This is a genomic window from Nocardioides sp. Leaf285, assembly GCF_001422955.1.
GTDB classification, from domain to species: domain Bacteria; phylum Actinomycetota; class Actinomycetes; order Propionibacteriales; family Nocardioidaceae; genus Nocardioides; species Nocardioides kribbensis.
This window is the reverse complement of record NZ_LMNH01000002.1, coordinates 120,956-142,652: the sequence shown is the minus strand read 5'-3', so window position 1 is coordinate 142,652 and position 21,697 is coordinate 120,956. Positions and strand designations below refer to the sequence as shown.

16 protein-coding genes and 1 pseudogene are annotated in these 21,697 nt (G+C 75.0%); 10 read left to right on the top strand and 7 right to left on the bottom strand.

Annotation, left to right across the window (positions count from 1 at the left end; genetic code table 11):
- The first annotated feature begins 85 nt into the window (after positions 1-85).
- The 3 genes from ASF47_RS05885 to ASF47_RS05875 all read left to right on the top strand — a co-directional run bounded on the left by ASF47_RS05885 (position 86) and on the right by ASF47_RS05875 (position 3,333).
- Complete coding sequence (locus tag ASF47_RS05885; protein ID WP_056863103.1) at positions 86-988, top strand: sulfite exporter TauE/SafE family protein; 903 nt, start codon at positions 86-88, stop codon at positions 986-988.
- 250 nt (positions 989-1,238) lie between these two features.
- The gene (locus ASF47_RS05880; RefSeq protein WP_056863102.1) at positions 1,239-2,132 is read left to right on the top strand and encodes a hypothetical protein; all 894 of its coding nucleotides are present in this window, start codon (positions 1,239-1,241) and stop codon (positions 2,130-2,132) included.
- A gap of 238 nt (positions 2,133-2,370) precedes the next feature.
- Entirely contained in the window at positions 2,371-3,333 is a 963-nt protein-coding gene (locus tag ASF47_RS05875; protein ID WP_056863101.1) for a hypothetical protein, read from the top strand.
- 150 nt (positions 3,334-3,483) lie between these two features.
- Here the strand turns inward: ASF47_RS05875 and ASF47_RS05870 are convergent, their stop codons facing one another.
- On the bottom strand, positions 3,484-5,385 hold the full coding sequence (locus tag ASF47_RS05870) for a flavin-containing monooxygenase (RefSeq protein WP_056863535.1): 1,902 nt from the start codon (positions 5,383-5,385) through the stop codon (positions 3,484-3,486).
- A gap of 393 nt (positions 5,386-5,778) precedes the next feature.
- Between ASF47_RS05870 and ASF47_RS21855 the strand changes: the two are divergent.
- The 3 genes and pseudogenes from ASF47_RS21855 to ASF47_RS05855 form a co-directional block, all read left to right on the top strand.
- Positions 5,779-6,189 (top strand): annotated as a pseudogene (locus ASF47_RS21855) (transcriptional regulator); the annotation flags it as partial.
- A gap of 841 nt (positions 6,190-7,030) precedes the next feature.
- Entirely contained in the window at positions 7,031-7,243 is a 213-nt protein-coding gene (locus tag ASF47_RS05860; protein ID WP_056863099.1) for a TOBE domain-containing protein, read from the top strand.
- A 162-nt stretch (positions 7,244-7,405) separates the two neighbouring features.
- Complete coding sequence (locus ASF47_RS05855) at positions 7,406-8,011, top strand: hypothetical protein (protein WP_056863098.1); 606 nt, start codon at positions 7,406-7,408, stop codon at positions 8,009-8,011.
- A gap of 144 nt (positions 8,012-8,155) precedes the next feature.
- Here ASF47_RS05855 and ASF47_RS05850 read toward each other — a convergent pair whose 3' ends face one another.
- The gene (locus tag ASF47_RS05850; RefSeq protein WP_235558655.1) at positions 8,156-9,247 is read right to left on the bottom strand and encodes a TerC family protein; all 1,092 of its coding nucleotides are present in this window, start codon (positions 9,245-9,247) and stop codon (positions 8,156-8,158) included.
- Positions 9,248-9,377: 130 nt separating this feature from the next.
- Complete coding sequence (locus tag ASF47_RS05845; RefSeq protein ID WP_082500067.1) at positions 9,378-9,980, bottom strand: TetR/AcrR family transcriptional regulator; 603 nt, start codon at positions 9,978-9,980, stop codon at positions 9,378-9,380.
- A 133-nt stretch (positions 9,981-10,113) separates the two neighbouring features.
- On the opposite strand from ASF47_RS05845, the gene ASF47_RS05840 reads away from it, so the two are divergent.
- A complete protein-coding gene (locus ASF47_RS05840; protein ID WP_056863097.1) occupies positions 10,114-11,283 on the top strand; it encodes an acyl-CoA dehydrogenase family protein in 1,170 nt (389 codons plus the stop codon).
- A 313-nt stretch (positions 11,284-11,596) separates the two neighbouring features.
- Here the strand turns inward: ASF47_RS05840 and ASF47_RS05835 are convergent, their stop codons facing one another.
- Positions 11,597-13,552 carry an acetoacetate--CoA ligase gene (locus ASF47_RS05835; protein ID WP_056863096.1) on the bottom strand — a complete coding sequence of 652 codons (1,956 nt, stop codon included), beginning with the start codon at positions 13,550-13,552 and terminating at the stop codon, positions 11,597-11,599.
- 46 nt (positions 13,553-13,598) lie between these two features.
- Between ASF47_RS05835 and ilvA the strand changes: the two genes are divergently transcribed.
- Positions 13,599-14,963 (top strand): threonine ammonia-lyase IlvA, encoded by a 1,365-nt coding sequence (gene ilvA, locus ASF47_RS05830; RefSeq protein ID WP_200918971.1) that lies wholly within the window; start codon positions 13,599-13,601, stop codon positions 14,961-14,963.
- 345 nt (positions 14,964-15,308) lie between these two features.
- A complete protein-coding gene (locus ASF47_RS05825) occupies positions 15,309-16,508 on the top strand; it encodes a 4-hydroxybenzoate 3-monooxygenase (RefSeq protein WP_056863095.1) in 1,200 nt (399 codons plus the stop codon).
- Positions 16,509-16,554: 46 nt separating this feature from the next.
- Here ASF47_RS05825 and ASF47_RS05820 read toward each other — a convergent pair whose 3' ends face one another.
- Positions 16,555-16,782, bottom strand: coding sequence for a hypothetical protein (locus ASF47_RS05820; protein ID WP_056863094.1), 228 nt, complete (start codon positions 16,780-16,782; stop codon positions 16,555-16,557).
- A 111-nt stretch (positions 16,783-16,893) separates the two neighbouring features.
- Here ASF47_RS05820 and ASF47_RS05815 point away from each other — a divergent pair, with 111 nt between their 5' ends.
- Positions 16,894-17,241, top strand: a complete 348-nt coding sequence (locus ASF47_RS05815; RefSeq protein WP_056863093.1) for a hypothetical protein — start codon at positions 16,894-16,896, stop codon at positions 17,239-17,241.
- A gap of 18 nt (positions 17,242-17,259) precedes the next feature.
- Here the strand turns inward: ASF47_RS05815 and ASF47_RS05810 are convergent, their stop codons facing one another.
- Positions 17,260-21,237, bottom strand: a complete 3,978-nt coding sequence (locus ASF47_RS05810; protein ID WP_156697767.1) for a SpoIIE family protein phosphatase — start codon at positions 21,235-21,237, stop codon at positions 17,260-17,262.
- Positions 21,234-21,692, bottom strand: a complete 459-nt coding sequence (locus tag ASF47_RS05805) for an STAS domain-containing protein (RefSeq protein ID WP_082500066.1) — start codon at positions 21,690-21,692, stop codon at positions 21,234-21,236. Before ASF47_RS05805 ends, ASF47_RS05810 begins: the two co-directional genes overlap by 4 nt.
- Between the last annotated feature and the right edge of the window lie 5 nt (positions 21,693-21,697).

Genomic DNA, 21,697 nt, shown 5'->3' with positions numbered 1-21,697 from the left:
ATGATTAGTAATTCACTACGCTTTACATCTCTCATCGACCACGTCGGGCCTGGGTGCGGGTCCGAACTCACCGATTGGCTCACTCATGCGCAAGCTCCTGGTCCTCGGATTCGTGGGCCTCCTGGCCCAGCTCATCGACGGCTCGCTCGGGATGGCGTACGGCGTCACCTCCTCGACGCTCCTGCTCGCCGCGGGCGTCGCCCCGGCCGCCGCCTCCGCCGCCGTCCACTTCTCCGAGATCGGCACCTCGCTGGTCTCCGGCTTCTCCCACCACAAGCTCGGCAACGTCGACTGGCGCACGGTCTCGATCCTGGCCATCCCCGGCTTCGGCGGCGCCTTCGTCGGCGCGACCTTCCTGGCCAGCCTCGACGGCGACACGGCCAAGCCGTGGGTCGCCGGCATCCTGCTCGCCCTCGGCATCTACGTGATCTGGCGCTTCCTGGTGCTCGGCGGGCGCCGCCCCACCTTCAAGTCGCGCCCCTCGGCCAAGATGCTGGCCCCGATGGGCGTGGTCGGCGGCGCGCTCGACGCCATCGGCGGCGGCGGCTGGGGCCCGGTCGGCACCACCACGCTGCTCTCCTCGGGTCGCCTGGAGCCCCGCAAGGTCGTCGGCTCGATCGACACCTCGGAGTTCGTCGTCGCCGTCGGCGGCTCGCTCGGCTTCATCCTGGCCCTCGGCTCGCAGGGCATCATGTGGTCCTACGCCGCGGCGCTGCTGGTCGGCGGCGTCATCGCCGCCCCCATCGCCGCGTGGCTGGTCAAGAAGCTCGCCGCCCGCGTGCTCGGCGTCGCGGCCGGCGGCCTGATCGTGCTCACCAACTCCAAGACCATCGTGGAGTCCTTCGGCGCCTCCGGCACCACCGTGGTCGCCGTCGCGATCGCGGTGGGCGTGCTGTGGATCGCCGGCATCGTGTGGGCCGTCAAGCAGGAGCGCCTCTCGCGCGAGCTCGCCGCCATGACCGACGAGCAGAGCCTCACCCCCGCCTGATCCCCGCCTGACGCCCGTCTGGTCGACGCGTCGGCCCGACCCCGCGCGGGGCGTGGCCGACACTCCCACCAGCTCCTCGCCACGGCCCGGTCGCACCCGCGACCGGGCCGTGGCGCGTCAGCGGCGCGCGCCGGGCCGGCGCGGTCCAGACCACCCGGTGTGATGTGGGCGACCTCGCCCGCGCCCCGTCACGCGGTCGTAACGTCCGACGGGTCGCCGGCCCCCCGAGCCGGACGGGAGAGGGAGAACCATGATCCGCAGCATCCTGCGCCTGGGCCTGGCCGCCTGCGCGAGCATCCTGCTCGCCGTCGGCCTGCTCAGCGCCGCCACCAGCACCGCCACGGCCGCCCCGGCCGCCGCCCCCAGCGGCCTCACCGCCGCGCGGGCCGCCGACTGCAGCACCCAGCAGGCCCAAGTCGACAAGGCCCGCGCCAAGCTGGCCGAGGCCCAGGCGAAGGACCGCCGCGCGGCCCGCGCCGTCGAGCGCGCCCAGCGCCGGGCCGACCGTGCCGACACCCGCGCCGAGAAGGCCCAGGCCCGCAAGCAGGTCACGGCGGCCAAGGAGCGCAAGGCCACCACCACGAAGGGCAAGAAGGCCCAGCAGCAGCGGGTGGCCCAGGCCGAGCGACGCCTCGCCGCCTGCGAGGCCGGCACCGAGCCGGAGCCCGCCAACGCCCTCCAGCCCGCCTGCGACGCCGGTCTGCCCCAGGAGATCTGCGACGCCTTCGCGACCCTGCCCACGCCCGGCGGCACCGGTGGCGAGAGCCCCATCCAGGCGCTGTGCGACCTCGGCCTGCCCCAGCCCATCTGCGACGCCGCCACCAGCCTCCCCTCCGTGCCCAGCACGCCGGGCGGCGGCGACAGCCCGATCCAGGCCCTCTGCGACGCTGGCCTGCCCCAGCAGATCTGCGACCTCGCCGCGGGCGGCATCCCCACCCTGCCGAGCCTGCCCGGCATCCCGACCGACGGCACCGACGTGCCCGCGATCCCCGGCTTCCCGGCCTTCCCAGGGCTGGAGGACCTCGACGCGCTGAGCACCCTGCTGCTCGCCCTGCTGCCGGCCGACTTCCCGGGTCTGGAGGCCGTCTGCGACCTCCCGGTCGTCGGCGCCGCCCTGCAGCCGGTGTGCGACCTGCTGCCCTGATCCACCCCGTTCGACGCACGACGACCCACGACGACCCACGACGACGCCGCCACACCGCCACCGGGTGGCGGCGTCGTCGTACGCCGGGGTCTGAGCGACCCGCGCTGGTCCAGACCGGTGCGGCGACTCGCCCGAAAGCAAAGAAATACCGGCCTCCGGGCCGCTAGACCGTCTTCAGACACCACGGACAGTCTCGGGACACCACGGGCCGGCACACGTCGGCGAGGAGGGAAACCCCATGATCCGCACCAGCACGAAGGCGGTGGTCACGGCGCTGCTCGGCATCGCCATGGTCGTCGGCTTCGCCACCGTCTCGACCGCCGGCTGGGCCGGGAGCCCCGGCCGCACCACCGCCGCCGCGGCGTCGTGCACGGCCGAGCAGCAGAACGTCGCGAGCGCGCAGGAGCGCCTGGCCCAGGCCAAGCGGGCGGTGGCCCAGGCCACCAAGCGCGTGAAGGCGGCCCAGAAGAAGGTCCGCGCCGCCGAGTCCCGGCAGCAGCGCACCACCGCCAAGCGGCAGCTGGCCCAGGCCAAGCGCACCCGCAGCGCCGCGCTGGACACCAAGATGGACCGCGCGGCCGAGCTCTCGCGGCGCCAGCGCGAGCTCGAGGCCTGCCAGGCCTCGCCGACGGCGAGCCCGACCAGCAGCCCCACCTCCTCGACCAGCCCGACCTCCTCCACCAGCCCGTCGACCAGCCCGTCGACCAGCCCGTCGAGCAGCACCACGCCGACCGCGACCCCGACCAGCACCCCGACCAGCACCGGCCCCGTGCAGCCGGTCTGCGACGCCGGGATCCCGCAGGCCGTCTGCGACGCCCTGGCCACGCTGCCGCTGCCCGGCGGCACCGGGGGCCCGAGCCCGATCCAGGCCCTGTGCGACCTGGGCCTGCCGCAGGCCATCTGCGACGCCGCCAGCGCGCCCAACCTGCCCGACGGCTCCGCGGCCATCCAGCCGCTGTGCGACGCCGGCCTGCCCCAGGCCATCTGCGACCTCGCCGCCGGCGACGTGCCGAGCCTGCCGGGCCTGCCGGGCATCCCCGGCGTCTCGGGCCTGCCGATCGATCCCTTCGGTGGCTTCGAGGGCCTGCCGAGCCTGCCCCCGGGCGGGCTGGGCGGCCTCGACTCCGCGTGCACGCTGCTGGAGACCGTGCCGATCCTGGGCGACGCCCTCCTCGGACCGGTCTGCGACCTGCTCCCGTGAGCGACTGACCGACCCGCACCACCGCACCTGGCACGACCGAGCGCCGCCACCCGAGGGGGTGGCGGCGCTCGCGGCGTACCCGGCCCTGACGCGCGGGCGCCGGCTCGGGAGCCGGCCCGGCTGGTCGGCCCAGCTGGTCGGCCCAGCGCGTCAGCTCAGGTGGTGCACCTCCTGCAGGGCGTAGACCGGGGTGTCGAGGCCCTCGTGGCGGGCCTTGAGCTGCAGGGCGAGGTAGAGCGAGTAGTGGCGCGACTGGTGCAGGTTGCCGCCGTGGAACCACAGCCCGGGCTGCTGGGTGGGCTTCCACATGTTGCGCTGCTCGCCCTCCCAGGGGCCGGGGTCCTTGGTGGTGTCGGAGCCCAGGCCCCACACCTTGCCGACCCGGTCGGCGACCTCCTGGCTGATGAGGTCGGCGGCCCAGCCGTTCATCGACCCGTAGCCCGTGGCGTAGACGACGAGGTCGGCAGGCAGCTCGGTGCCGTCCTCGAGCACCACGGAGTCCTCGGTGAGGTGGTCGACCTGGCCGTGGGCCAGCTTCACCTCACCGTCGGCGACCAGCTCGGCGGCGCCGACGTCGATGTAGTAGCCCGAGCCGCGGCGCAGGTACTTCATGAACAGCCCCGACCCGTCGTCGCCCCAGTCGTGACGGAAACCGGCGCGCTCGAGGCGCTCGTAGAAGTCCTTGTCGTCCTCGGCCATCGCCTGGTAGGCGGGGATCTGGAACTCGTGCATGATCCGGTAGGGCAGCGAGGCGAAGATCAGGTCGGCCTTCTCGGTCGTCACCCCGGCCTCCAGGGCCCGCTCGGAGTAGAGGTCGCCCAGCCCGTGCTCCATCAGCGAGCCGCTCTTGACGATGTGGGTCGAGCTGCGCTGCACCATCGTCACGTCGGCGCCGTGCTCCCACAGCGCGCCGCAGATGTCGAAGGCGCTGTTGTTGCTGCCGACCACCACGACCTTCTTGCCGGCGTAGGCGTCGGGCCCGGGGTGGGCCGAGGAGTGGTGCTGGTCGCCGCGGAAGACGTCCTGGCCCGGGAAGGACGGCAGGTTGGGCTTGCCCGACATGCCGGTGGCGAGGACGAGCTGCTTCGGTCGCAGCGTCAGCGGCGTGCCCTCGCGCTCGATCTCGACGGTCCACTCCTGGGTCTCCTCCGACCAGCTGGCCGAGGTGGCCACGGTCGAGGACCAGTAGGGCACCTCCATGACCTTGGTGTAGGACTCCAGCCAGTCCGCGATCTTGTCCTTCGGGGCGAAGACCGGCCAGTTGTCGGGGAACTTGAGGTACGGCAGGTGGTCGTACCAGACCGGGTCGTGCAGGCACAGCGACTTGTAGCGGCTGCGCCACTGGTCGCCGGGGCGGGGGTGCTTGTCGATGACCAGGCTCGGCACCCCGAGCTGGCGCAGCCGGGCGCCGAGCGCGATGCCGCCCTGGCCGCCACCGACCACCAGCACCGCGGGCTGCTCGGTGGAGCCGAGGCTCTCGGCCTCCTGCTGGCGCCGCTCGGCCCAGGTGGTGCGGTCCTTGCGGGCGCCGTGCTCCGCACCAGGCGGACGGCGCAGCCCGCGCGGCTCCTCGTGGCCCTTGAGCTCGTGCAGCGTGGTGAGCAGCGTCCAGGCGCGCCACTCGCCCTCCTCCTCGACCAGGCGCAGCAGGCCGCGCCCGCGACCCACCGCGGTCTCGAACTCGATCCAGGCCGTCACCACGCCGTCGGCGAGGTCGGCGGGCTCGGCGGTCGTGAAGCCGGTGGGGTCGGTGCGCTCGAGGTTGTGCTCGAGGAGGTCGGCGACCCCGGACCGGTCCTCGACGGTGACCAGGTTCCAGGTGAAGGAGACCAGGTCGCGCCAGAAGCTGGTCGTGGCGAAGCAGTCGGTGGCCGCACGCACGTCGCGGGCGCGCAGGGCCGACTCGAAGCGCTCCAGCCACTGCGTGGCGACGCGCTGGCCCTCGCCCCCGGACGGCTCGGTCGAGGTGGGCGGCTCGGTGGGCGGCTCGGTGGCCGGCTCGATGGCCGGCTCGATGGCCGGCTCGACGGCCGGCTCGACGGTCTGGGTCATGCTGCCTCCGGTGGTGCGCGGACGGATCGGGACCACGGGTCCCGGACGTGTGACGTGGGGCCTGTGACCCACAGCACACCGCGCGCGACGGCGCAGCGGAAGGGTTGCAGCGCGTTGCACCGCCCCCGGCGGAGCGGGCACCGGCCCGGCGCGGACGTCCACCGGCCCGTCCACAGGGGCCGTCCGGCCTGTGGCGCGCGTCACGCCCGCGACCTACGATCGCGGTGACGGGGCGGACCGGGTGGGAGGTGGAGCGTGGTGCACGCGCAGGCGTCGGGAGCCGACCTGGCCGAGCAGGCCCGCGCGCTGACCCGCATCCACGACGCCGTGCTGGGCGGGTCGCGCCCGCCGCAGCGACCCCGCGCCCTGGTTGCCCGCTCGTGGTCGCGGGTGATGCGCCTGGGGCTCGACCCCGACGGCGACAACGCGCGCGACCCGCTGCCGACGGCCGACCTGGAGCTGCGTCGACGTACGTCGCGCCTGGCGCTGGTGGTCGACGAGGTCCGTCGGGTGCTCACCAGCGTCGCCGACGCCTCGCAGTTCCTCGTGGTCGTCTGCGACGCCGACGGGGTCATCCTGTGGCGCGAGGGCGCCGCCCGGGTGCAGCTGCACGCCGACGGGCTCGGCTTCTCCGAGGGCGCCACCTGGACCGAGGAGGTCGTCGGCACCAACGCGATCGGCACCGCCCTGGCCGAGGCCGCGCCGGTGCAGCTGTTCTCGGCCGAGCACTTCGAGCACAAGCAGCACGCGTGGTACTGCACGGCCTCGCCCGTGCACGACCCCCGCACCGGCGAGCTGCTCGGCGTCGTCGACGTGTCCGGGCCCGCGCTGACCCTCCACCCCGCGCTCGGCGCCCTGGTCGACAGCGCGGTGCGCCTCGCCGAGGCCGAGCTGTGGCGCCACCACCAGCAGGGGCTGGAGCACCTGCGCCGCGCCGTCGAGCCGGTGGTCGGCGGTCTCACCGGGCCGCTGCTGGTGGTCGACGACCACGGCTGGGTGGCCCACCACGCCGGCATCGCCGCCCGCGACCGGATCGAGGTGCCGGTGGCCCACCGCGCCCTGGCCGTGCCGGGCCTGGGCTCGTGCGTGCCCGAGCGGCTGGCCGGCGGCTGGCTCGTGCGACCGCGCGGCGGCACCGCCCCGGTGACGGCCCGGCTCGTCGACGACGCCGCCGGGCGGCCGGTGCTCGAGGTCGACGCCGGCAGCGGCGCCTGGCGCTCCCCGCTCACCCGGCGCCACGCCGAGATCCTGGTGCTGCTGGCCCGCCACCCGCACGGCCTCACCGCCGCCGCCCTGAGCACCGCGCTCTACGGCGACGCCGAGCACCTCGTCACCGTGCGGGCCGAGGTCTCCCGCCTGCGCCGCAGCGTCGGCGCCCTGGTCTCCACCCAGCCCTACCGGCTGGCCGACGACGTCGTCCTCCTCGTCGCTCCCACGCCTGAGGCCCCGGATCGTCCCGGCGGACGGGTCGTCCCGCCGGTCGGGACGTCGACGCGGCGGCGCAAGGACCCGCAGCTCGGGGTCGGCGCCGCCGTCCCGCGCCGCAGACGCGGACGCCGGCCGGAGCGACTTGGGGCCGACGCCGCACCGACCTACCGTCAGCGTGACCGCTCGCACACCCACCCACCCCCCTCGGAGGAACCCCGTGAAGCTCTCCACCCGCAACCAGCTGCCCGGCACCGTCGTCTCGGTCGTGACCGGCGAGGCCATGGCCGTCGTCAAGGTCAAGCTCGACGGCGGCGACCAGGTGATCACCTCCTCGATCACCAAGGACGCCGTGGCCGACCTCGGTCTCACCGAGGGCGCCACCGTCACCGTGCTCGTGAAGTCGACCGAGGTCGCGCTCGCCGTGGAGTGACCGTGCGGGCCGGGTCGGTCGGAGCGGCGCCCGTGGCGGTGCCGCCCGGTCCGATCCGGCCGATCGCCCACGCGACCGCTCCGGCGGGCCTACCCTGCGAAGAACCCCAGTCCACCGCCGCCGGCGTCCGACGTCGCGCGGCGACCCCCAGGAAGCCGCGCCATGACACCAGAGCCCGCACGGACCCCCCGCCCCACCTCGGACGCACCCGTCACCCCCGTCGCCCTGAGGCGCCGCACCGGTCGGCCGGCGGCCGTCTCGGCGCTGCTCGGCGTCCTGCTCCTCAGCGGGGCGGTCGTCGGCGGTGTCAGCGCGATCGCGGTGGCCGACACCGGGTCGAGTCCGCGCGCCGCCGCGACCGCGACCAGCACGCCGACGTCGTCGAGCACGTGCCCCGAGGAGGCCGAGGCCGTCAACCGGGCCCAGACCGAGTACGACACCGCGCAGGCCCGCTACGAGCGCGCCCAGGAGCGTGTCGTGCGCGCGAAGGCCCGGCTGAAGGCGGCCGACACGGCCAAGGAGAAGAAGGCCGCGCGCGCCAACCTGGAGCAGGCGAGGAAGAACCGCGAGCAGTCGGAGGTGCAGGTGGGGCAGAAGGAGAAGGCCCTGGAGCAGCGGCAGAAGGAGCTGCGCCGCTGCGAGGAGCAGAACCCGCCCTCCCCCACCGCGTCGCCGACGACCTCGCCCACGGCCACCCCGACCGACGACCCAGGCCTCTGCCTGCCCGAGCTGGGCCTGCCGCTGCCCCCGATCTGCCTGCCGCTCTGACCCGGGCGCGACCCCGTCGCGACCCCCGCCGCCCGCCGCCCGCCGGGCGCACCCGTACGACGCACGAGGCCCCGCCGACCACTGCGGTCGACGGGGCCTCGTGCTGTGCGGTGGGCCGGTCCGGGGTGCCTGACCGGCGCCGGCTCAGCGGCGGCTGAGCGTGTCGGGGTCGTCGAGGTCGCCGGCGAACTCGTCGACCGGCCCGGTGGCGGCGGCGTCGGCCGTGGCGCTCTCCCCGGCGGCCTTCTCGGCCTTGGAGGAGGCGATCAGGCTCGTGACGGTGGTGAACACCAGGATGCCGACGATGACGCCGAGCGAGGCCAGGGTCGGGATCTCGGGCACCGAGCTCCACTCCATGTGGGCCCAGTGCAGGACCAGCTTCACGCCGATGAAGCCCAGGATCGCGGCGAGGCCGTAGGACAGGTGCACGAGCTTGGCCAAGGCGCCCTCGAGCACGAAGTACAGCGCGCGCAGGCCGAGCAGGGCGAAGGCGTTGGTGGCGAAGACGAGGTAGGGATCCCCGGTGATGCCGTAGACGGCCGGCACGGAGTCGATGGCGAAGACCACGTCGGTGGCGAAGACCGCGACGACGACCAGCGCGAAGGGGGTCAGGGCCCGCTTGCCGGCCTGCTTGACCGTGAGCTTGGGGCCGACGTACTCGTCGGTGACGGGCATCAGCCGCTTGGTGAGCTTGACGATCTTCATGTCGGCGACGTCGGTGGTGTGCTCGTTGCCCGACAGCGCGTCCTTGAGCAGCTTGGCGCCGGTGAGCAGCAGCACGAGACCGAAGACGAGGAAGACCCAGTCGAAGGCCGACAGCGCGGCGGCGCCGAGGGCGATGAAGATGCCGCGCAGGACCAGCGCGCCCACGATGCCGTAGAGCAGCACGCGCTGCTGGAGCGCCTTGGGCACCGCGAAGGCGGCGAGCAGCAGCATGAAGACGAAGAGGTTGTCGACGCTCAGCGCCTTCTCCACGAGGTAGCCGGTGTAGTACTCCACACCGCGCTCACTGCCGTGCTGCGACCAGACGTAGCCACCGAAGGCCAGCGGCAGGGCGACGTAGAAGATCGACCACAGGGTGGCCTCGCGCATCGTGACCTCGTGGGGCTTGCGCGTGGCGAAGAAGTCGAGCACGAGCAGGCCGACGACGGCGGCGATGGTGACCGCCCAGAGCGTCGGGGTGCCGATCGTGTCGATGGCCAGCACCGAGGGTGCGGCGGGCAGGGTGATGGACACAGGTCTCCTCAAGCATGGTGGCTTGAGGTCTCCCCCGCCCGGATCGCTCCGGGCGTCCAACCGGGACGTCCGCGGGGACGTCGTACTGACCGGATGGGCCTTGGGTGGGGTACTCCCCTCGGGGTGAATGTTAGCCAGGCAGCGCGCGCCGCTCCAAACCGTGCACCACCAGGTCGGCCAGGCGTCGGTACGCCGAGGCGTCGTCGAGCCCCGTGGCCTCGCCGATCGCGCCGGACTGGATCGCGGTCATCACCTGCGCGGTGGCGGCGCCGACGAAGGTGGCGTCGACGGGTCGCAGCGCACCCGCGGCGACCCCGTCGGCGACGAGCTCCTGCACGCGGCGGGCGGCGTGGCGGGTGTTGTCGCGGTAGACCTCGCCGGCCGGCGCGTAGGCCTCGAGGTCGGCGTGGAAGCGCGCCGAGGCCGGCTCGAGCTCCTCGGCCACGGCGGCGAGGTAGACGGGGATGCGCTCCCCGGGGTCGGGCTCGGCGTCGACACGGGTGGCGATGCGCTCGGCGGCGCGCTGGAAGTAGCGCCGCACGGCGGCCTGGATCAGCTGCTCCTTGCTGCTGGCCACGTCGTAGAGCGTGGAGCGCGAGCAGCGCAGCCGGGCGGCGAGGTCGCCGACGCCCAGGGCGAGGAAGCCCTCGGCGAGGTAGAGGTCGACCAGGCCGTCGAGCAGCTCGTCGCGGCGCACGCGGGCCCGGTCGGGCTGCACACGGGTCGGGGTCACCCGCCGAGGGTAGCGCCGGGAGGCGGCCGCTCCGGCTGGCGATCAGTACTCAGCGGCGTACTCTGGTACTCACCAGCGTCCTCGCCTGACGCAGCGGTCGTCCCACCGCCCGACCCCACCCCTGGAGGCCCCCATGCCCGCACGCCGCGTCCTCGCCACCGAGGAGTCCGTCGACCTGCTCCGCCTCGTGCGGCAGATCGCCGCCGACGAGCTCGCCCCCCGCGCCGCGGAGGCCGAGGCCGACGAGGCCTTCCCCCGCGACGTCTTCCGGCTGCTCGGCCGCTCGGGGCTGCTGGGCCTGCCCTACCCCGAGGAGCAGGGCGGCGCCGGGCTGTCCTACGAGGTCTACCTGCAGGTGCTCGAGGAGATCGGCGCGGTCTGGTCGAGCGTCGGCGTGGGCGTCTCGGTGCACGCGCTGTCATGCTTCGGCCTGGCGCAGTTCGGCACCGACGCCCAGCGCGAGCAGTGGCTGCCCGACATGCTCGGTGGCGACCTGCTCGGGGCCTACTGCCTCTCCGAGGCCCACGCCGGCTCCGACCCCGCCGCCATGCGCACCACTGCTCGGCGCGACGGCGACGAGTACGTCCTCGACGGGGCCAAGGCCTGGACCACCCACGGCGGGCAGGCCGACTTCTACAAGGTGATGGCCCGCACCAGCGACGAGGGCGCCCGTGGGATCTCCTGCTTCCTGGTGCCCGCCGACGCCGAGGGGCTCTCGGCCGACGCCCCCGAGCGCAAGATGGGCCTCACCGGCTCGGCCACCGCCACCATGCGCTTCGACGGCGTGCGCGTGCCCGTCGAGCGGCGCCTCGGCGACGAGGGCGCGGGCCTGCGCATCGCCCTGGCCGGCCTCGACTCCGGACGCCTCGGCATCGCCGCCGTCGCCGTGGGCCTGGCCCAGGGGGCGCTCGACAAGGCCGTCGCCTACGCCCAGGAGCGCGAGACCTTCGGCAAGCGGATCATCGACCACCAGGGCCTGGCCTTCGTGCTCGCCGACATGGAGGCCGCGGTGCAGTCGGCGCGCGCCACCACCCTGCACGCCGCGCGGCTGCGCGACGCCGGCCTGCCCTTCGGCCGTGAGGCCTCGATCGCCAAGATGGTCGCCACCGACCAGGCCATGAAGGTCACCACCGACGCCGTCCAGGTGCTCGGCGGCTACGGCTACACCCGCGACTTCCCCGTCGAGCGCTACATGCGTGAGGCGAAGGTCATGCAGATCTTCGAGGGCACCAACCAGATCCAGCGCATGGTCATCGGCCGCTCGCTCGACAAGGACCCCGGCGGCCAGATCACCCTGGCCTGAGCGCGCCGGCCGGGTCCGCAGCGGTACGGCGGTCGGCGTGCGGCGGGCGGGGCGGTGGCCGCTCGCGCAATTGCGCCGTTCCAGCAACTGGCCGACCCGCCCGCCCGCTCCAACCACGCAAACCTCGACCCCCGGCGGGCGGCCGCACGCGCAATTGCGCCGTTCCAGCAGCCCACCGACCCACCCACCCGCTCGGACCGCGCAAACCCCGACCCCGGTCGATGACTGCCCGCGCAATTGCGCCGTTCCAGCAGCCCACCGACCTACCCACCCGCTCGAACCACACAGACCTCGGCCCGACGATCGGGGTATGTCAGCGGCGCAGGGCGACGAACTGCTCCAGGGCGCTGGGGTCGTCGACGGACTTGGCGTTGGCCGCCTCCTCGGGAGGGAGCCCCGAGAGGATCCGCTTGACCGGCACCTCCATGCGCTTGCCGGTCAGCGTGTGGGGCAGCCGCTCGACCACCACCACGTCGTCGGGCACGTGGCGCGGGGAGAGGTCGGTGCGGATCGCGGTGCGCAGTCGGGCGACCACGTCGTCGTCGACGACCGCCCCGGGCGCGGCGACCACGAAGAGCGGCATCCAGTAGCCGCCGCCGGGCTCCTCCAGGCCGATGACCAGGGAGTCGGCGACCTCGCCGAAGGCGTCGACGACCTCGTAGATCTCCGCGGAGCCCATGCGCACGCCGTAGCGGTTCATGGTGGCGTCGGAGCGGCCGTGCACGACCAGGCTGCCGCGCTCGGTGACGGTCACGAAGTCGCCGTGGCGCCACACGCCGGGGTAGGTCGAGAAGTAGGCGTCGGCGTAGCGCGAGCCGTCGGCGTCGTCCCAAAAGAGGACCGGCATCGAGGGGATCGGCGCGGTGACCACCATCTCGCCGACGTCGCCCACGACCGGTCGGCCCTCGGTGTCCCACGACTCCAGCGCCACGCCGAGCAGGGGGGCCTGGATCTCGCCGGGCACGGCCGGCAGCGTCGCCACGCCGCCGGCGAAGGCCGAGCAGACGTCGGTGCCGCCCGTGGCCGAGGCCAGCCACACCGCGGGCAGCCGCTCGTTGACCCAGGCGGCCGTCGACTCCGGCAGCGGCGACCCGGTCGACCCCACGCCGACCAGCGACGCGAGGTCGAGACCGGCGAGGTCGAGGTCCTGCTTGTGGCTGCCGGCGAGGTAGGCCGCGCTCGTGCCGAGGTAGGTGAGCCGCTCGGCCTCGGCGAGGCGCCACGTCGCGTCGGGCGCGGGCCAGGTGGGACTGCCGTCGTAGAGCACGATCGTGGCGCCGAGCAGCAGCCCCGCGACCTGGGCGTTCCACATCATCCAGCTGGTGGTGGTGAACCAGTGGAAGCGGCTGCCGGGGCGCAGGTCGAGGTGGAGCGCGGCCCACTTGAGGTGCTCCAGCACGATGCCGCCGTGGCCGTGCACGATGCCCTTGGGACGCCCGGTCGTGCCGGAGGAGTAGAGCACCCACAGCGGGTGGTCGAAGGGCACCGGGAGCGGTGCGGGCTCCACCGGCGCCGCCACCACCTCGTCGTACGACGCACCGCGCGCACCGCCCGCGGCCGGGTCGAGGTGGCCCACCAGCAGCCGGGCGCGCAGGCTCGGCAGGGCGGCCGCCAGCTGGTCGGCCTCGGCGGTGCGGTCGTGGCGGCGCCCGCCGAAGTGGTAGCCGTCGGCGGTGACGAGCACGACCGGGTCGAGCTGGGCCAGGCGGTCGGCGGCGCCGGCCGGGGAGTACTCCATCGAGCAGGCCGACCAGGTCGCGCCGAGGCCGGCGGCGGCCAGGAAGCAGACGACGGCGGCGGGGAGGTTGGGCAGGTAGCCCGCGACGCGGTCGCCGGGCCCGACGCCCTGCTCGCGCAGCCAGGCCGCGACGGCGCCGACCTGGCCGCGCAGGTCCTCCCAGGTGAGCTCGGCGCGGGTGCCGTCCTCGACGACGAGCACGACCGCGACGCCGTCGCCGCGGTGGCGCAGGACGACGTCGGCGTAGTTGAGGGTGCTGCCGGGGAACCACTGCGCGCCCGGCATGGCGCGCGAGCCGAGCACGGGCGCGCCCGGGGGCCGCTCGAGGGGCACGTCGAAGTAGTCGACCAGCGAGCCCCAGAACTCCTCGGGCCGCTCGACCGACCAGCGGTGCAGGTCGGCGTAGGGCTCGGTCTCCGCGCCCGCCGGCCGCAGCCCGTGGGCCACGAGCCAGGCCTGGTAGTCGCGCAGCACGCTGGCCTCGACCAGGTCGGCGGGGGGCGTCCAGGCGGGGTGGGGCTGCGTGGTCACGGGGTCCTCCCGAGGGGTCGGCGGCACGTGCCGACATCATGGACCCATGAGCCAGCCCCCTGTGACGCCGGGCACCTCCGGTGCCTCCGGCCCCGACGCCCCCGCCCCGGGCGAGCGCGGCGCCCCCGCGGTGACCTCGGCCGACGTCGACCGCGCGGCGGTGGGCCTCGCCTCGGTGGTCGACCCGACCCCGCTGCACCGCAGCGACCGGCTCTCGGCGCTCACCGGCCTCGACGTGTGGCTGAAGCGGGAGGACCTCCAGCCCGTGCGCTCCTACAAGCTGCGCGGCGCCTACACCCTCATCAGCCAGCTCGACGACGACGCCCGTGCGCGCGGCGTGACCTGCGCGAGCGCCGGCAACCACGCCCAGGGCGTGGCCTTCGCGTGCGCCCGCGCGGGCGTGCGCGCCCGGGTGCACCTGCCCCGCACCACGCCGCGGCAGAAGCGCGACCGGGTCGCCGCCCTGGGCGGCGACATGGTCGAGGTCGTCATCGGCGGCGACACCTACGACGACGCCGCGGCCACCAGCCGCCACTTCGCCGAGACCACCGGCGCCACCCCGGTGCCGGCCTTCGACGACCCCCGCACCATCGCCGGCCAGGGCACCGTGGCCACCGAGGTGCTCGCACAGCTGGCCGCGGCGGGGCGCCCCGACCCGGCCGCGGTGGTGGTCGCCGTCGGCGGGGGCGGGCTGGTCGCCGGGGTGCTCACCGTGCTCGCCGAGCGGGCCCCCGGCGTGCAGGTGGTCGGCGTCGAGCCGGCGGGTGCGGCCAGCATGGCGGCCGCCGTGGCCGCCGGCGGGCCCGTGGAGCTCGCCGACCTCGACGGCTTCGTCGACGGCGCCGCGGTGCGCCAGGTCGGACGCCACACCTTCGACGTCGTGCACCGCCACGCCCCGCACCTGCTCGCCGTGCCCGAGGGCCTGGCCTGCGTCGAGATGCTCGACCTCTACCAGTCCGACGGGATCATCGCCGAGCCCGCCGGGGCGCTGGCGACCGCCGCGCTGCGCCTGGGCGCCGACCCGCTGCTGGCCGACCCCGTGCTGGCCGGCCTCGCCCCCGGCTCGACCGTGGTCGCCGTGGTCTCCGGCGGCAACAACGACGTCAGCCGCTACGCCGAGATCGTGGAGCGCGCCCTCGTGCACGAGGGGCTCAAGCACTACTTCCTCGTGGAGTTCCCCCAGGAGCCCGGCGCCCTGCGCCGCTTCCTCGACGAGGTGCTCGGCCCCGACGACGACATCACGCTCTTCGAGTACGTCAAGCGCAGCAACCGCGAGACCGGCCCCGCGCTGGTCGGCGTCGAGCTCCAGGACGCCGCCGACCTGCCCGCCCTGCTCGCCCGCATGGACGCCTCGCCCCTGCGGGTCGAGGTCGTCGCCCCCGACAGCCCGCTGTTCCGCTTCGTGCAGTAGGCGGCGGCCCGGGCGCGGGTCCGGGCCGACCGGTGTGACGGGTGGGGCGGGCGGGGCGACCGCGGGTACGGCGGCARGGGCGCGCCGCCCGCCCCGGCCCGGGAGGTGGCGGCTGGCCGCGTGGGCGCGGGTTTCGCCAGCCGGCTGGTGAAACCCGCACTGGTCGGCCCGCGCGTGGGCCGACAGGTGCGGGTCCGGGCCGACCGGTGTGACGGGCGAGGCGGGCGGGGCGACCGCGGGTACGGCGGCAAGGGCGCGCCGCCCGCCGCGGCTCGGGCGGCGACGACTTCCACCCACCGGAAGCAGGCGACGGGAGCTGGACCGGGGGCGCCGTACGGTCGCGGTGTGAACGCCGTCACCCCCGAGACCACCCGCGTCGGCATCGTCGGCGGCGGGCCCGCCGGCCTGATGCTGTCGCACCTGCTGGCGCTGGCCGGCATCGACTCCGTCGTGGTGGAGGTGCGCGAGCGCGCGGTCATCGAGCGCACCCACCGCGCGGGCATCCTCGAGCGCGACAGCGTGCGGATGCTCGTCGACGCAGGGCTCGACCGGGTGCTGCGCGACGGCCACGAGCACCGGGGCATCGACCTGCGCTTCGGGGGCGCCAGCCACCGCGTCGACTTCGCCGACCTGGTCGGTGCCTCGACGTGGCTCTACCCCCAGACCGACGTCTTCCTCGACCTCGCCGACGCCCGCGAGCGCGACGGCGGCGACGTGCGCTGGGGCGTCACCGACGTGGAGGTCAGGGGCGTCACGCGCGACCCCGCCGACCGGCCGGTCGTCGCCTTTACCGACGCCGAGGGGCGGCGGCGCGAGGTGCGCTGCGAGGTGGTCGTGGGCAGCGACGGCTCGCGCGGCATCTGCCGCGACCTGGTGCCGGAGGCCTCGCGGCGACGCTCGTTCCGCGAGTACCCCTTCGCGTGGTTCGGCATCCTCGCGCAGGCGCCCCGCACCCTCGACGAGCTCGTCTACGCCCGTGGACCCGAGGGCTTCGTGCTGGTGAGCTCGCGCACCGACGACGTGCAGCGGATGTACGTGCAGTGCGACCCCGCCGACCGCGTCGAGGACTGGTCCGACGACCGCATCTGGTCGACCCTGCAGGCGGGGGTCGCCGGCGACGACGGCCTCGCGCTGGCCGAGGGGCCCATCCTCGAGCGGACGGTGCTGCCCTTCCGCAGCTTCGTGCAGGAGCCGATGCGCTGGGGCGCCCTCGTGCTCGCTGGCGACGCCGCCCACACCGTCCCGCCGACCGGGGCCAAGGGGCTCAACCTGGCGCTGGCCGACGTCCGCGTGCTCGCCGAGGCCCTCGAGCGGACCCTCCTGGGCGACGACGCCGACGCCCTCGACGCCTACTCCGCCCGCGCCCTCGAGCGGGTCTGGCGCACCCAGCACTTCTCCTACTGGATGACCACCCTGCTGCACCGCCTGCCCGGCGCCAGCGCCTTCGACGAGCGCCGCCAGCTCGCCGAGCTCGAGACCCTCGCCTCCTCCCGCGCCGCCTCGACCCACCTCGCCGAGTGCTACACCGGCTGGCCGACGGGCTGAGCCGCCACCGACCGGAGGTCGAGCCTCAGGGCGGTGACGCCCGGGCTCAGTCGGGGGTCGGGGTGGAGCCGTGCCGGGTCTCCTCGGGGGCCTCGGTGCGCTCGTCGGAGTCGGCGAGGATCGCCGCGGCCTGCGCCTCGGGGTCGTCGCTGCCGGCCTCCTGCTCCTCGGGGAGCAGCTCGGCGCGGGTCTCGACCCGGTCGGGGTCGTGCCCAGCTCCGGGCGCGGTCGCGTCGTCGGGGCGGTCGGCCTGCTCGTCCTCGCCGTGGCTCATGCACCGAACCTAGCGCGGGCGGCCCGGGCCAGCCCCCGTGCTCACCGGGCGCGGCCGGCGGTACGACGGGGCGGGCCCGGGCTGTCGGCGGGGGCGGGCACGATGGGCGGCATGAGCGAGCCGATCGACGTCCCGAGCTCCGTGGTCCTGGTGGTGGGCAGCGAGCAGTTCACGCCCCCCACCACCTTCGACGGGCTCTCGTGCGCAGCCTCCGACGACTGCGTCGCGGTGGTGGTGAGCAGCCCCCTGGTGGTCGACTTCGCCGGCGCCGCGCCGGGCGACGCCCCGGTCGACCTCGGCACCTTCACCCTCGTCACCGAGGGACAGCTCTCGGTGCGCGACGTCTACAACCGCGGCTTCGAGTCGGCCGGTGTCGAGCCCGGCGCGGTCAGGCTCACCGTGTGGGGCGACCGCGCCGACGAGCCCGGGCGGATCGTGGTGCAGGTCCACCCCGACTGAGCGACCGGCCGGGTGCCCCTAGGGCTCCTCCGGGCCCGCCCAGCGCACCGAGCACCACACGGCCTTGCCGACCGGGGTGATCCGGGTGCCCCAGTCGTCGGACACGGCCTCGATGATGTTGAGCCCGCGACCGTGCTCGTCGGCGTCGTCGGGGCGCCGTCGCCGCGGGCGCAGCACGGTGTGGTCGGAGACCTCGAGCAGCAACTCGTGCTCCGTGCGCTGCAGCCGCAGGTCGATGGGCGGTCGGGCGTGGACCAGCGCGTTGGTGACCAGCTCGCTGGTGGCCAGGACGAGGTCGTCGACCCGCTCGGCGGGCACGCCCCACGCGCGCAGCCGCTCGGCGACGGCGTGACGGGCCTGGGCCGGGGCGACGTCGCGGTGGGCGAAGCGCTGCTGGAGCACGTCGACGTACGGCGAGCCCACCACCCGCGCCACCACGACCGCGATGTCGTCGTCGGCGGCGTCGCCGGCGAAGCGCGCGGCCAGGCCGTCGGCGAGCTCGGTCGGGCCGCCCGGGGCAGCCCCGGCCGGCGCCGACGCGGCCCGCGCCGACCCGGCCCGCGGTCCGTCGGCCACCGCCTGCCCGACCACCCGCTCCACCACGTGCTCGACGAGGTGGCCGATGGTCGCGTCGAGGTCGCCGTCGCGGCGCTCGACCAGCCCGTCGGTGTAGAGCACGAGGGTGCTGCCGGCGTGGGCCTGCTCGACGCGGGTCTCGGCGCCGAAGAAGCCGGCGCCGAGGGGCGGGCCGCTGGCCTCGAGCAGCAGCGAGCCCCCGTCGGGGTGGGCCAGCACGACCGGGAGGTGCCCGGCGTTGGCCCACGAGAGGGTCTGGTCGGAGGCGTCGAAGACGGAGTAGACGCAGGTGACGATCTGCTCGCCGGCGAGGTCCTGCACGAGGCCGTCGAGCTGCTCGAGCACGTCGGCGGGGGTCAGGCCCATCCGGGCGAAGGCCCGCACGGCCGCGCGCAGCTGGCCCATGACCGCGGCCGCGCGCACCCCGCGGCCCATCACGTCGCCGACGACCAGGGCGGTGCGGCCGGCGCCGAGGTCGACGACGTCGTACCAGTCGCCGCCGACGTGGGTGCCCTCGGTGCCGGAGCGGTAGAAGGCGGCGAGGTCGAGGGCCTCGACGGCGAAGGTGTCGTCGGGCAGCAGGCTGCGCTGGAGCTCGTCGGCGATGAGGCGCTCGCGGGCGGCGGCCCGGGTCTCGGCCTCGGCGGCCACGAGGCGTCGCTGGGTGGCGCGCTGCTCGGTGATGTCCTGGAAGGAGCCGCGCAGCACGCGGGTGCCCTCGCCGGGCTCTTCGGCGCGTCCCCGCAGCAGGAAGAGCCGCTCGCCGCCGGAGGGGAGCACGATCCTGGTCTCGTACTCGATGAGGTGACCGGGCACGGCCCCGGCCAGCTCGGCGGTGACCCGCGCGAGGTCGTCGGGGTGCACCAGGGTGCCGATCACCGCGGCCGTGCCGAGCCGGTCGAAGTCCTCCTGGGTGTGCTCCATGAGCTCGAGGAAGGTGCGCGAGGCCATGATCGTGTCGCGCTCGAGGTCGATCTCCCAGCTGCCGATGCGCGCCAGCCCCTGCGCCTGGTCGAGCAGCTCCTCGCTGCGCAGCAGCGCGTCGCGCACCCGCTCGGCGCGGTCGAGCTCGAGATTGACCCGCACCCGCGCGAGCAGCTCGCGCGCGGAGAAGGGCTTGACCAGGTAGTCGTCGGCACCGGCCTCGAGCCCCTCCAGCGTCGCCTCCTCGCCGCCGCGCGCCGAGAGCATCACCACCGGCACCGTGGCGAGCAGCGGCTCGGCCTGCATCGCGCGCAGCAGCCCGAAGCCGTCGAGGCGGGGCATCATCACGTCGGTCAGCACGAGGTCGGGCCGCTCGCGGGTCATCTGCTCGAGGGCGTCGACACCGTCGACGGCCACGCTCACGTCGTACGCCGCGCCGCGCAGCAGGTCGCCGACGTAGCCGCGCATGTCGGCGTTGTCGTCGACCACGAGCACCCGCGCGACGCCCGCCTGCGCCTCGGCGCTGCCGGTCCCGGAGTCCCGGGCGTCCCGGGAGTCGGCGCCGGAGGGCGCCCCGTCGCCCTGCCCCGGGACGGCCGCGGCCGGTTCGGCCAGCCACCGCATGGTCTCGGCGACCTTGCCGCGGGCCTGGGTGCCGGCCACGGCGTGGTCGCCACCGGAGGGCTCGTGGGCGACCTGGTCGAGCGGGAGGTGGCCCGAGCCCGTCGGCAGGGTGACGGTGAAGGTGGTGCCGACGCCGACCTCCGAGGCCACCGCCACGGTGCCGCCGTGGAGCGCGGCCAGCTCGGCGACGAGCGCGAGCCCGACCCCCGACCCCTCGTGGGAGCGCGAGCGCGCGCCGCGCACCCGGTGGAAGCGGTCGAAGAGCCGCTCGAGCTCCTCGGCGGCGATGCCCTCGCCGGTGTCGGCGACCCGCAGCTCGACCCGGCCGTCGGCCTCGACGAGGGTCACGGTCACCGCACCGTCGAAGGTGAACTTGACGGCGTTGCTGAGCAGGTTGAGCACGATCGTGGCCCAGTGCTCGCGGTCGACGTAGGTCGGTGACGACACCTCGCCGCTCACCCGCAGCGCGAGGCCCGCCCGGGCCGTGGCGGACGCGAACATCCCCACCAGCTCGGTGGTCTCGCGCACCAGGTCGACGCGCTCGAAGCGCCCGGTGGTGTGCCCGGCCTCGAGCCGGGAGAAGTCGAGCAGGGTGTTGACCAGCTGCAGCATCCGCTGACCGTTGCGGGCCACGACCTCGAGACGGTCGCGCTGCGGGGGCCCGAGCGGCGTCTCGGTGTCGGCCAGGGCGTCCTCGGCCGGGCCGAGCAGCAGGGTCAAGGGCGTGCGCAGCTCGTGGCTGACGTTGGTGAGGAAGTCGGTCTTGGCCTGGTCGAGACGCGCGAGGCCCTCGGCGCGCTCCTTCTCGGCCTCGATCGTCCGTGCGTCGCTGATCGCGGAGGACAGGTGGGCGGCCACGAGCTCCACGAAGCCGGCGTAGCCCTCGTCGAGGGGGCGGTAGCGGTTGAGCCCGACGACCAGCAGGCCGTAGGGGTGGCCGCTCGCGCCCTGCGCGGTCACGGGCACCACCAGGGCGCGCAGCGGCGGCTCGGCCCAGGCGCCGGTGGGCAGGTCGGCCCAGGTCGGGTCGACCGCGGGGTCGAGGTCGACCACCGAGGTCTCCCCGCGCCGGGCCGCGGCCGCGGGCCAGGGGGAGGCGGGGTCGTCGACCACCAGCGCCGACGGCGCGGCGGCGTGGTCGGTGGAGATGCCGGCGGTGCCGGCGCGCACCGCGGTGCGGCCGTCGTCGTCGAAGAGGTAGACCGCCACGAAGGGCAGCGACGCGGCGCCCCTCTCGAGGTGGGCGCAGGCCTCGGCCACGGCGGCCGCCTCGGTGCGGGCGGCGCCCGAGCGGACACCCAGGTCGCGCAGGGTGGTCATCCGGCGCTCCGCGACCACCTGCTCGGTGACCTCGGCGACCACGCAGAGCATGCCGGCGATGAGTCCGTCGTCGTCGGCCAGCGGGCTGTAGGAGAACGTGTGGTAGCTCTCCTCGACGTAGCCGCTGCGCTGCAGGAAGAGCTGGAGGGCCTCGTCCCAGGTGGCCTCGCCGCTGGTCATCACGTGGTCGATGCGCGGCTCGATGTCGGCCCAGATCTCCGACCACACCTGCGCGGCGGGGCGACCCAGCGCCCAGGGGTACTTCTCCCCGAGCGTGTCGCGGCGGTAGGCGTCGTTGCAGAAGAAGGTGAGGTCGGCGCCCCAGGCCATCCACATCGAGAAGCGCGAGGTGAGCAGGATCCTCACCGCGTTGCGCAGGCTCAGGGGCCAAGCGTCGGGCTCTCCCACCGACGTGGTCGCCCAGTCGACGTCGAGCAGGTCGCGGCCGACCTGTCCCCCGGCGGCGAGCACGTCGCGCATCGACCAGGCCGGCGGCAGGGCCGCCGGCGCCACGCGGGCGGGCGGCGTCGACCCGGGCCCCTCTGGGGTCACCCCCGCGGCTCCGGCTCCGCGACCCTCTCGGGCGCGCCCGGCTCGCGTGCGTCCTCGCGGGCGGAGGCCAGGGCCTCCTCGAGGGTCGCGTGCACGGTGAAGACCCGGTCGAGCGCGGTCAGCCGCAGCACCCGCAGAATCGCGTCGTTGACCACGACGAGCACGAGCGTGCCCCGGAAGACCCGGGCCCGCTTCTGCGCGCTGACCAGCGCACCGAGGCCCGAGGAGTCCATGAAGGTGACGCCGCTGAGGTCGACCACGAGGCGCGGGCTGCCCTCGACGAGGAGGTCGGTGAGGCGGGTGCGCAGGGAGCCGACGGTGCGGACGTCGACCTCGCCGACCACGGCGAGCACGGTGGCCGGCGGGTGGCTGGACTCGCTGAGACCGAGGGTGCCGTCGACGGGCGTGGAGGCGGTCGCAGACGCGCGCTGGGGCGCGTCCCCGGAGATGGGCATTGGCC

What these genes read in the sequence shown, in the direction of transcription:
- ASF47_RS05885 (WP_056863103.1), top strand. Translation starts at nt 86, where the DNA reads ATGCGCAAGCTCCTGGTCCTCGGATTCGTGGGCCTCCTGGCCCAGCTC.
- ASF47_RS05880 (WP_056863102.1), top strand. Translation starts at nt 1,239, where the DNA reads ATGATCCGCAGCATCCTGCGCCTGGGCCTGGCCGCCTGCGCGAGCATC.
- ASF47_RS05875 (WP_056863101.1), top strand. Translation starts at nt 2,371, where the DNA reads ATGATCCGCACCAGCACGAAGGCGGTGGTCACGGCGCTGCTCGGCATC.
- ASF47_RS05870 (WP_056863535.1), bottom strand. Translation starts at nt 5,385, where the DNA reads ATGACCCAGACCGTCGAGCCGGCCGTCGAGCCGGCCATCGAGCCGGCC.
- ASF47_RS05855 (WP_056863098.1), top strand. Translation starts at nt 7,406, where the DNA reads ATGACACCAGAGCCCGCACGGACCCCCCGCCCCACCTCGGACGCACCC.
- ASF47_RS05840 (WP_056863097.1), top strand. Translation starts at nt 10,114, where the DNA reads ATGCCCGCACGCCGCGTCCTCGCCACCGAGGAGTCCGTCGACCTGCTC.
- ilvA (WP_200918971.1), top strand. Translation starts at nt 13,599, where the DNA reads ATGAGCCAGCCCCCTGTGACGCCGGGCACCTCCGGTGCCTCCGGCCCC.
- ASF47_RS05820 (WP_056863094.1), bottom strand. Translation starts at nt 16,782, where the DNA reads ATGAGCCACGGCGAGGACGAGCAGGCCGACCGCCCCGACGACGCGACC.
- ASF47_RS05815 (WP_056863093.1), top strand. Translation starts at nt 16,894, where the DNA reads ATGAGCGAGCCGATCGACGTCCCGAGCTCCGTGGTCCTGGTGGTGGGC.
- ASF47_RS05805 (WP_082500066.1), bottom strand. Translation starts at nt 21,692, where the DNA reads ATGCCCATCTCCGGGGACGCGCCCCAGCGCGCGTCTGCGACCGCCTCC.